Source organism: Okeania sp. SIO2F4, from assembly GCF_010672385.1.
In the GTDB taxonomy this organism is placed as follows: Bacteria; Cyanobacteriota; Cyanobacteriia; order Cyanobacteriales; family Microcoleaceae; genus Trichodesmium.
Map to the genome: position 1 here is coordinate 1 of NZ_JAAHGT010000291.1, position 10,280 is coordinate 10,280.

General features: G+C 34.4%; 7 protein-coding genes. 3 read left to right on the plus strand and 4 right to left on the minus strand.

Annotation, left to right across the window (positions count from 1 at the left end):
- Positions 1–582: 582 nt before the first annotated feature.
- Positions 583–1,728 carry a hypothetical protein gene (locus F6K22_RS18760; protein WP_293101004.1) on the minus strand — a complete coding sequence of 382 codons (1,146 nt, stop codon included), beginning with the start codon at positions 1,726–1,728 and terminating at the stop codon, positions 583–585.
- Positions 1,729–2,348: 620 nt separating this feature from the next.
- On the minus strand, positions 2,349–3,200 hold the full coding sequence (gene dapF, locus F6K22_RS18765) for a diaminopimelate epimerase (protein WP_293101007.1): 852 nt from the start codon (positions 3,198–3,200) through the stop codon (positions 2,349–2,351).
- A 61-nt stretch (positions 3,201–3,261) separates the two neighbouring features.
- Between dapF and F6K22_RS18770 the strand changes: the two genes are divergently transcribed.
- Positions 3,262–3,474 carry an Hfq-related RNA-binding protein gene (locus F6K22_RS18770; RefSeq protein WP_293101010.1) on the plus strand — a complete coding sequence of 71 codons (213 nt, stop codon included), beginning with the start codon at positions 3,262–3,264 and terminating at the stop codon, positions 3,472–3,474.
- 809 nt (positions 3,475–4,283) lie between these two features.
- Here the strand turns inward: F6K22_RS18770 and F6K22_RS18775 are convergent.
- Positions 4,284–6,578, minus strand: a complete 2,295-nt coding sequence (locus tag F6K22_RS18775; RefSeq protein WP_293101012.1) for a cation:proton antiporter domain-containing protein — start codon at positions 6,576–6,578, stop codon at positions 4,284–4,286.
- A 1,150-nt stretch (positions 6,579–7,728) separates the two neighbouring features.
- On the opposite strand from F6K22_RS18775, the gene F6K22_RS18780 reads away from it, so the two are divergent.
- Together F6K22_RS18780 and F6K22_RS18785 are read left to right on the plus strand one after the other, a co-directional pair.
- A complete protein-coding gene (locus F6K22_RS18780; RefSeq protein ID WP_293101014.1) occupies positions 7,729–8,607 on the plus strand; it encodes a M23 family metallopeptidase in 879 nt (292 codons plus the stop codon).
- Between the two features lie 204 nt (positions 8,608–8,811).
- Positions 8,812–9,333, plus strand: coding sequence for a late competence development ComFB family protein (locus tag F6K22_RS18785; RefSeq protein WP_293101017.1), 522 nt, complete (start codon positions 8,812–8,814; stop codon positions 9,331–9,333).
- A gap of 340 nt (positions 9,334–9,673) precedes the next feature.
- On the opposite strand, the gene psb29 is transcribed toward F6K22_RS18785, so the two are convergent.
- On the minus strand, positions 9,674–10,280 hold a 607-nt coding region (gene psb29, locus F6K22_RS18790; RefSeq protein ID WP_293101020.1), incomplete at its 5' end, for a photosystem II biogenesis protein Psp29.

Sequence of the window (10,280 nt, forward strand, 5' to 3'; positions counted from 1 at the left end):
TATTCAGGAATTTTCCCAGGAGCAATACCAAAAATATTTTCTTTTCATCTTCTAGAGCTTCCCACAAAAAAATCGCACGTCAAAGGATTTTCGGTTGCATCCTCACAATTTTTGTGATACCATAAAAATTATCTGGGGTTGTTCGCCTATACACATGACTTTTTATTCAACTAAAAGTATTTTTTCTTAGCTCAGAGCAAATGTTGTAGACAGGAAAATTAATGCAAAACATACAAAATGGGTCATATGTAATCAAAAATAAATTTACTGTAGGGGTTTCCTTACTAAATCCCTAAACATTTATTTTTTTCACAATTAACGTTATTTATAACTAAAGAAATACAGTGCTTTTTAGATTGATGAACTATGTATTCACAGCCAAAACCTTTTAGCTATCTTTCATGGAACATCCCTACTGTAGTCTACTAATTATAAAAACTCTCTTTCTTGAGGTAATATTTCGCTACGCAACATGAAAAATGAATATCCTTCCCTGCAAGCTAACTGATAACTAATAACTCACAGAAATAATCAATTACATCCCCCTATTCCCTATATCTCTCTTTTAGACTAATAACCGAATTAACCTTGATTAAACTCTTCAATAATCCAATGAAAAATATCCATTACTTGCTGTAATGCTGAATCATCCTCTAATGTGGATAAACGTAAACTAGGCGTTCTGAACTCCTCCGCATTTCTTGGTAAAGCTAAACCAATAGAACTAAACTTAGACCTCAACTCTAACCATTTAGTATCACTATTAAATGGAGGTTGACAACTATAATTATTAGAGTAAATTTCCAGACGACCAGAAATATCAATACTAAATAACTCTAAATTTTTTTTCCCTGGTTGATTAACTATTGCTGCAAAACCACCATAAACATCTCCCGTACCCCACTGAATTTTCACTAAAGGTTCTTGATTTTTAGCCCAGTTATGAATTTTTACAACTATTGAAGCTTCATCAGCACCCCATCTCGTTTTAAACTCTGGAAAGAAAGATACCTCATCCCATCTCCTCCTTTCGCGAGTCGTGCTTGATTTTTTCAGTTGCGCTTCTGTAGTTTGACCAATTACTCTAGGAACCAAAGTTCTTAAACCATCTTGACTAACATACTGCTTAATTTCCAGTGCTAAAATTTCTACTGGGTCCATCTGTTCGTTGAGAAATTCCACTATCCTTCGTAATTCTGCCGGAATATCCTCTGCCACAAATACTAAACGAATTTTTCCTGCTTGTAGATTGGTTTTAACTTTCTGCCAAAATTTTTCCTCATTAGCATCTTGACCCAGAAATTCTTCAAATACTTGTTCTGGGTCGCGACCATTTTCTCGGCAATTAACTTCAAACTTAGCAATAATTGACTCCAGAGGCCAATAAATTCCTGCATTAGCAGCATAATCAATCATTTGACCTACCACTTTCTGGCGAGCTTCTGTATTATGAGTTGGTTTTACTTCTACTAATGTCGGAATTGCTTCTTGATCGAGAAACAAATGAGATAACGCCCATTCCTGAGTCATCTCTTCTTCTTTTGATGTTGCTATTTCCCGTGAAATTAATAACCATCGTCTTGGGATACCTCTATCTATATCATCTCCTGCTAAGAGATTAGGATAAGTTTCCAGAAATTCTTGTAGTTGATCTTCGGAATCATAAGCTTGTTCAGTCATTTCCACAAGTTGGTCGTTGTCCTGAATTAAATAAATACCTCCCCCCATGAATCTACCTCTATTGTTAAGTTAAAAGTTATAAAGTTAAAATTACTAGAAATCCTAATCTCAATCTAAGTGTTTAAAATAAAATACTTTATTTTTGATACTAAAGTTTTATTCATAATTGAAACACTATGGTGAAAATTTATATTTCAACTACAGCTATAAGTGAAACCTTCGATCAACTTATATATTCACAGATGCAACAATCTTCATCAAACCTTTACCAAAAGCACTGTTTTTCTCAAGTTTTGATAAACTTGATGAACATCAAGCAAATATATACAGCGGTTTTCATATTAATGAGGTACAGCATTTTCTTTCTCTTTACTGAATAATTAAGGTTTAAAGCCTCTCCATTCATGGATAAAAAGCGGTCGGCAAGCGAAGCAGTCCGTTAGGATGGGATGGCGAGGTTTCCTCGCTTGCCTCCAATCGACCAAGAGAAGAAAAAAATTCCTTTTAGCCAATCTTATCTGTTATCAGAAGAGGTAATTATTAATTATTAATTATTAATTATTAATTATTAATTATTGAACTATTCCCTGTTTCTTAAAATTCAAAACTAATTTGTCAATGGTGAAAAAAAAAAGAAATTTCAACACTTAAAAATATCTGCCATTTTATTAATTAATTACTGATTCATCAATAACTCCTGTAAACACTTTTTCTGCTGGTCCAGTCATATAAATTTTTTGGTCTGTAGTTGACCATTCAATTTCCAAACAACCTCCAGGTAGCTCTACTGTAACTAAGCGCTCGTTGTTTTGAGTTAAAACCCCTGCGACCACTGACGCACAAGCACCCGTACCACAAGCTAGTGTTGCACCCGCTCCTCTTTCCCATACTCGCATTTTTACATATTTTGGGCTAATAACTTGAATAAATTCTGTATTAGTACGTTCTGGAAATACTGGGTGATGTTCAAACTCAGGACCGATTTTTGTTAAATCTATCCCATTAACATCTTCTACGAAAGTTATGCAGTGGGGATTTCCCATACTCACACAGGTAACAGACCAAGACTTTCCAGCTACTTCTAGGGGTCGATCCACAACTTTTTCATCAGGATTACTTAAAGTTGTCGGTATTTCCGATGCCAATAGTTTTGGTTGTCCCATATCAACTGTTACTTGACCATCACCTTTTAATTCTGGAACAATCAGACCAGCGCCAGTATAAATATTATATTTAGTCTTATTATTATTCTCTAGTTCTGCTATAAACTTAGCTAAACATCTAATCCCATTCCCACACATTTCCGGTTCCGAACCATCAGAATTGAAAATTCTCATGGTATAATCAGCTTGCTCTTCTCCTGGTAGGGCAAAAATTATACCATCTGCACCAATACCAAAATGGCGATCGCACAATTTTATTGCTTGTTCTGGTGTTAGTATAGGCTGTGATTGGTGGCGATTATCAATCAAAATAAAATCGTTGCCCAAACCATGATATTTAGTAAATGATATTGTCATTATTATCCTCCAATAATTCGGTAAAAATTTACTCTAGCAGGAAATATATTAAATAGTAATTATGTCTGATTTTGATACCAGTTTGCCAAGTACCCGCCAAATTCAAACCTATATCAAAGAGAAAAAAGAAGTAGAAATGAAACTAATTACTAATGACCTTCATGTAGGAAAAGTTTTCTGGCAAGACCAAAATTGTATCTGCCTTTTAGATCAGTATGATTTACCAATTCTAATTTGGCGACAATCCATTGTTTATCTCAAACCAAAAAACTAATGATGATTGACACAATTCAAAATTTATCAACTTAAATATTTTAAACTATTTAATTCCATAGTAATCCTATTTAATTTGTAATATTTTGGTATCAGTTAGGAATCAGAAGTCAGGAGTCATAATTTTCATGATTCTCAGAGCAAATTAACTATTATAAAAATTTTCACAACCAATGCGCGGATTGCTATATAGCTGTAGTAACTCCTCCAAGGTAGTTGTATATTAATAAGTAGTTAGACCTTCATTAATTACACACTCATTAACTCTTCAATATTATTCAGCCTATAGTATAGCAGGAAACAGAGAACAGTTAGAAAAATATTTCCCCTTACTTAACGAAAAAGTAAGGTCTAAAGTCTCTTCATTCGTAAGCATTCAGCTATTAGCGGTCAGCCATTAACTATTTCGTAAATAATTTCGTAAATAATGAATATATACTCTCCCTTACCAAGGTCATTTTTTTTCCTATACATACTTTTAATTCTCCTTAAATATCTCAATACTAATTCCTGCTCAAAAGGCAATGAATTAGTAGCTGAAAGCTGAATGCTTACCTTCATTCAAAGTATTTTTTAAGGAGTAAGGGAGTAAGGGAGTAAGGGAGTAAGGGAGTAGGGGAGTAGGGGAGTAGGGGAATAATTTTTTTGCCCAACTATGCGCCAGAAATACTAACTTTTTGAGCATGAATAGCTGAAAAACAGGTACTTTTTCAAGACCTAAAAAGGCACTTATCTTTATCTGTCAATGATTTTATATTTAATCAGCAAGCCCTAATTAATAATTAATAATTAATAATTAATAATTAATTATTATTTATTTGTACTTAACTTTTGGTTTTGAGAATATATCTTAGATTGAGGAATAGTCAGTCGCCGTATTTGAGTAAGTTCATGGAAACCACCACAAAGAAGTAAGCGATCGCCCATCTGTAGCTCCGTATCTCCTTGAGGCCATCGAATAAATTTTCCTTCTCGTCGAATTGCTTGAATTTGTACTCCGTACTGACTGTATAAATCTACCTCAGATAATTTTTTACCCACAAAAGAACCAGACTCACCTAACATCAACCATTGGCAAGATGTACTTTCCTTTGGTACAGCAATTTCTCCTCTTGCCAAGCGATCGAAACTATCTAATTCTGAAGGTTCTCCCACTAATAAAAGTCGATCGCCAATATCTAATACTGTCTGACTTTCTGGATAGTCAATTTCCTCTCCTTCCTCTCTACGAATAGCCATTAAACTAACTCCTATTAACCTTCTTAAATTAGTTTCTTCTATAGTCATACCAGTTAAAGGAGAATTTTCTGGTAAGGAATACCATTTACTGTTCATATCTTGAACTGCTGCTTTTAACTCCCTGGATATTTGGGGATCTATAATTGAAGGTCGTAATGCTTGATAATGACTTTGACGAATTTCTTCTATTTCCTTTTGAATAACCTTTGCCGATATTCCCATACCAACCAACAGATGGTTAGAAAGTTCTAAACTAGCTTCAAAATTTGGTTCGACTACTTCCCTAGCTCCCAGTTGATATAGCAATTCAATATCCTTATATCGGTTAGCTTTAACAACTATATCCAAATCTGGGGCAAATTCTAGAGACCGCTTCAGGCAAAGTCTTGTACTCATAGAATCTGGTATAGCGATCGCCATTGCTTGTGCCTTATCTAGACCTGCTCTTTCCAAAACGTGCATGGAGCAAATATTACCATATAGATAAGGAATATCTTTTTCCCGCAACTTTTGAGCCACCCTTTCTGACTGGTCAATGACCAAACAGGAAATATCGTGGTTTTCTAGTTGTTGTACTAGATTACGTCCTACTTTTCCATAACCACACACTATAACATGATTTTGTAGAGGTAAATCTACTGAGATAGCTGTAGTAGGTTGAGTTGTTTCATAGAGATATCTTTGTAACCAAGGAAAAGTTTCAGCCCAATTTAACAACTGTGGGGCAATTTTTAGGACAAAGGGTGTAATTACTAAAGTTACAGCAGTTGTGCCCAATATTAATAAGTATACCCGACGAGAAACTAATCCTAATATTTGTCCCTTACTGGCAAGTACAAAAGAAAATTCTCCTATTTGAGCCAAACCCAAACCTGCTAAAATTGCTGTTTTCAGAGGATAACCAAAAATTCTGATAATAGGAGTAACAATCAAAAATTTTCCTACTAGAACAAGAAACACTAAACCCAGGATTATTTCTAGATGACTCCACAGGAAAAATGGATCTATTAACATCCCAACCGCTACAAAGAATAGAGCTGCAAATATATCTCGAATAGGTTCAACATAAGTTAGAGTTTGGTCAGCATATTCTACTTCAGATATCATTAAACCCGCTACGAAAGCTCCCATTTCGATAGAAAAACCCAAGTATTCAGTCAACAGAGCTATTCCTAAACAAAGTGCCACAACTCCCAGTAAAAATAATTCCCGACTTTCAGTTTTTGCCAAAAATCTGAGTAAGGGTGGAATTACCCAAATTCCTGCTGCTATAGCACCTAGAGCAAATAGACCTATTTCCAGAAGCGATCGCCCTACTGCCATACCAATAATTTCTGGTGGTTGGTTTAAAGCAGGTAAAACAGCTAACATTAGTCCCAAAGCTAAGTCTTGGACTACTAAAATTCCCAACATAACTTGGCCGTGGGATGTAGATGTCTCATTCCGCTCCATCAAACATTTCAGTACCACTGCTGTTGAGGATAAAGAGAGTATTGCTCCTAAAAATATTCCTTGGACTGGATAGGATACCAACCCTATACCCACAGAGACTAATGTTGTGACTAAAATGGTAAAGATAATTTGTAGTCCACCACCACCGAGGCTAATTGTTTGGACTTTTTTCAATTCTGCCAGGGAAAACTCTACTCCTAGAGCAAATAGTAAAAAAGCTACCCCTAATTGAGCTAAAGTTTCTACTTGAATAAGTTCTTTAATTAAACCAAATCCTGCTGGTCCAACAATAATCCCACCTAGTAGATAACCTAATAAAGCTGGTTGTCGCACGAGTGATGCGAATATTCCTCCTGCTGCTGCTGCTGTTAAAACTAATACTAAGTCTATAATTAACCTAAAGTCTTCTTGCACGGATTTTTCTAAAAATGACTATCTTGTAGAGATATATTAACTCCAAGGTAAGAATTCAGCTATTAGTGTAGTGGTAATTTCACTTCTCACTTCTCACTTCTCACTTCTCAGCATTAAATTTTTTAATTAAGTAGGGGATACATCTTCGTTATAATTATACCTAGTCGATTCAGGGATTTGAGTAATCTCAGCTAGTGAGCAATTATACTGCTACGGGTTAGGCAAAAAGCAAAAGTTGACCAAAACAGCTTTTCACCTTCTACCAACGTACTAATTTATAAAGTATCCTTTTGGGGAGATGGGGGTATGATTAGAGAGGAATTTAAAAAACGTGATGCATGATAACCGGATTTGGTATAGTAAAAGTTATACATAAATATAGTTGTATATATACCAATCCTATTTTATTTGTGTCAAAAATCTTGCCACTTTTTGGTATGGAGGTATGGAGGTAATGGTCAATTGGTAAGAGTTTCAAAGTTTATTTCTAGTTTTTGAATTTTTACGACCTATTTAGGATTGCTCTAGTCAAATAATGTCAAATATATTCGTTGATTTGTACTAACGATATACTAAATATTTGACCAAATTTAATAACTCTCGACCATAGGTTGAATGGTATAATTAAATTTGCTGATAATTCAAGGCTAAATCACAATAATAAAGATTAATAAAACCTCGAATCATTTAGTAACTTTAACCCCTTGATTTATGAGATTAGTTGAGAGACATATTATTCAAATTTAAAGTGAATTGGTATGATGCCCGAATTATTGATCGTTGCTCACCCTAAATGGAAGTTATCCGCCATAACCCACCTAGATGAAGCATTATGGCTGTCTTAATATTAGTTTGATTAACAGTTTATTATGGGTAATTTTTTCTAGTTCAAGAATGATAATTATTTGATATTTTCTGTTAATTTGTTATGCCTTATTAGTTGATGATTGAAAAATTGTCAAACTGTGAGCAATAGTTTCCTCGATCGAGACTAAAATATTCCAACTTAGATAATATAACTCTCCTGAAATTAAGATTTAACAACCTCTTTATAGTAGTTTCCGATGAATTATCGGAGATGTATAATATATGGATAAAAAAATTCAATTTTTATTTAATTGATCTGAAGAATCTCAAATATAAATAATTAATGTTTTTATCAGTTAAATTTAAGCAGTTTATCCATAGTTTAATCTTGGCTACTGTTACAGCAGTTTTAGTCGTTGTCATACCTGGTCTCAGTCAAACTGTACAAGTAACTCCCACTAACCCACAACTCGGAGATACTATATCTGTTGTGATTCAGCAACCCAACAGAAAGCTATCCACTCCCACCGTTAATATGGATGGAAAAACTTACCCCTCATTTTCTATTGGACAAAATAGGTTTCGTGCTCTGTTGCCTACCACTCCCTTAGATAAATCTGGTCTCCGACAACTTCAAGTTACTACTGAAGCAGGTATACAGAATCTAAGCGTGAATTTGCAAAGTCCCTCTTTTCCCACTCAATCTATTTGGCTACCTCCTGATAAAGAATCTCTAAAAGGAACAGACTTAGAATTTGACAGAGTAGGAGAATTTAAACAACTTGTCACCCCAGAGAAATTTTGGAATGGTCCGTTTCTGCGCCCTAACAATGGTCCAGTTAGTACCGTCTATGGAGTGCGGAGATATTATAATGGGAAGTTTGCTGAGAACTATTATCATCGTGGAGTGGATTATGCAGATTACAATGGCTCCCCTGTCGTAGCTCCTGCTGCTGGTCGTATTGCTCTAGTTGGATTAGAATCTCAAGGTTTTGAAATTCATGGTAATACTGTTGGTCTTGACCATGGTCAAGGAGTAACCAGTATTTTTATCCATTTGAGTCGTATTAATGTCAGGGAGGGTGATATGGTGAAAGCTGGCGAGCAAATTGGTGCTGTAGGATCTACAGGAGCATCTACAGGTCCTCATCTTCACTGGGGATTATATGTACATGGTCAAGCTGTGGATCCGGTTCCTTGGCGATTCAATGGTATTGAATAGATTTTCTCTATTTATTAAAGCCAAGCTATGAAAAAATTTTTGATACAGAATTTTTGTTTATAAAAATATCTGTAATTTGTTTAATTATTCCAAGAATAATTAAGGAGTTATTTGTATTGACTTTGATGAACTTATCATCTTATTCTAATTATTAATCTAGAGATTTTATTGGAAAATTATTATCAATAAATTTACACAAAACTTATGAGTATAGAAAAAATTGTTGAACAAGCTTTACAAGATGGTTATTTAACACCTTCTATGGAAGCAGAGGTAGGACGAATCTGTAATACGGCTTCTGAATTATCGATTGAGGAATATATGGCTCTTGACCGTTTAATGGGAGCTTTATTAACAGGAGAAGTAGTTGTTTTACCTCGGAAACAATTTATTAATGTGATGGAAGAGTTGGTATTATCTGAGGCGATCGCACGGGTGGCAGAAATTGAGGCGACGAGCGATCAAACTCTTGATGTGGGAGATATTGCAGCTTATGCTCTGAATAGACTTCCTCCTTTATATGCTACTACTGAGGAGGGTGCTCAGTTTCAAAGGTCTAAAGCTAAGCAAGAGCTTCAAGATTTAATTTCTAAACAGGTAAATGAAGCTATAGATCAAAATATTAATCGACAACCAATTAACCCTACAGCTTTTGGGAGTTCACCCGATGTTGGCGCACAACTGAGCAACTTGCTAAAATCGATAGCTACAGATTATGAACAATAGCATAATTTATTTCAGAATTAATCCATCTTGCCTCATCTAGATAAAAAAATCAAATTAGTTCTGAGAAGTAAACGATTGATAATTTTCAACAAAAAATAGGAGTAGAGATGTTTAATTGACATCCTCTACTCCTATAGTCTGACTTACTTTTTATACCTATAAAATCAGTCTTTAGGATATAAAAATTTTCACAATTGTATATTCATTAAAGTTTGCTATTCTATCTATCATATTCTAATATTTTCCTCTATCTATTCTGAGGAAAAGTTGTCTCAATTAATAATTCAAAATCTAATGTTTTATGACAATATAGAATTAAGTTACTAAAGCTTAATAACATTTATTCACTATCTTCTGAAGTATTATTGGCAGTTGTAGAAATTTTATCTTTTTCTAACCTACGTTGTTCTCGTTTTTTCTTCGCTGCTTCAAGAGTATCTTCCATAGCGCTACGAGCTTGAGTTATTCTCTCCAAGTTACTAAGATACAAATCTATATCTTTTAATAACTTTTCTTCTAGTAAGTTTAAAGCTTGGCAAACTTTCTTCAGTGCTTCTGTGCGCTTCTCTTGTTCCTTGATTAACTCTGTATCTACTATTTCTAGTAAAGTAAATAAACCTATAGCAAATAAACGACTATACCTGAATTTTGAGTTCTCAGAAATACCTCTTAAATAATCTTGCAAATGTTGAGTATTATCAATATTGTTTGATAAACAAATCCACGAAAGCATATCCGATACTGACATTTGCCGAGCTATATCTTCTAATTCTTTAGCATCAGTACGGTATTTGTTGGGATCTTCCTCTTGTGCTTGAATAAAAGCATTAAAAATCGAAATTTTGTCCTGCTCTGGAGAATATCCCTGCATAAAACGGTCAAAAGCTGTAACTACACCCAAAGCATAAAATGGGTTATAGCTATAATTAGTATTAACGGAAATCAGG

Coding starts and splice junctions, on each gene's coding strand:
- F6K22_RS18760 (WP_293101004.1), bottom strand. CDS start 1,728: ATGGGGGGAGGTATTTATTTAATTCAGGACAACGACCAACTTGTGGAA.
- dapF (WP_293101007.1), bottom strand. CDS start 3,200: ATGACAATATCATTTACTAAATATCATGGTTTGGGCAACGATTTTATT.
- F6K22_RS18770 (WP_293101010.1), top strand. CDS start 3,262: ATGTCTGATTTTGATACCAGTTTGCCAAGTACCCGCCAAATTCAAACC.
- F6K22_RS18785 (WP_293101017.1), top strand. CDS start 8,812: ATGAGTATAGAAAAAATTGTTGAACAAGCTTTACAAGATGGTTATTTA.
- F6K22_RS18780 (WP_293101014.1), top strand. CDS start 7,729: ATGTTTTTATCAGTTAAATTTAAGCAGTTTATCCATAGTTTAATCTTG.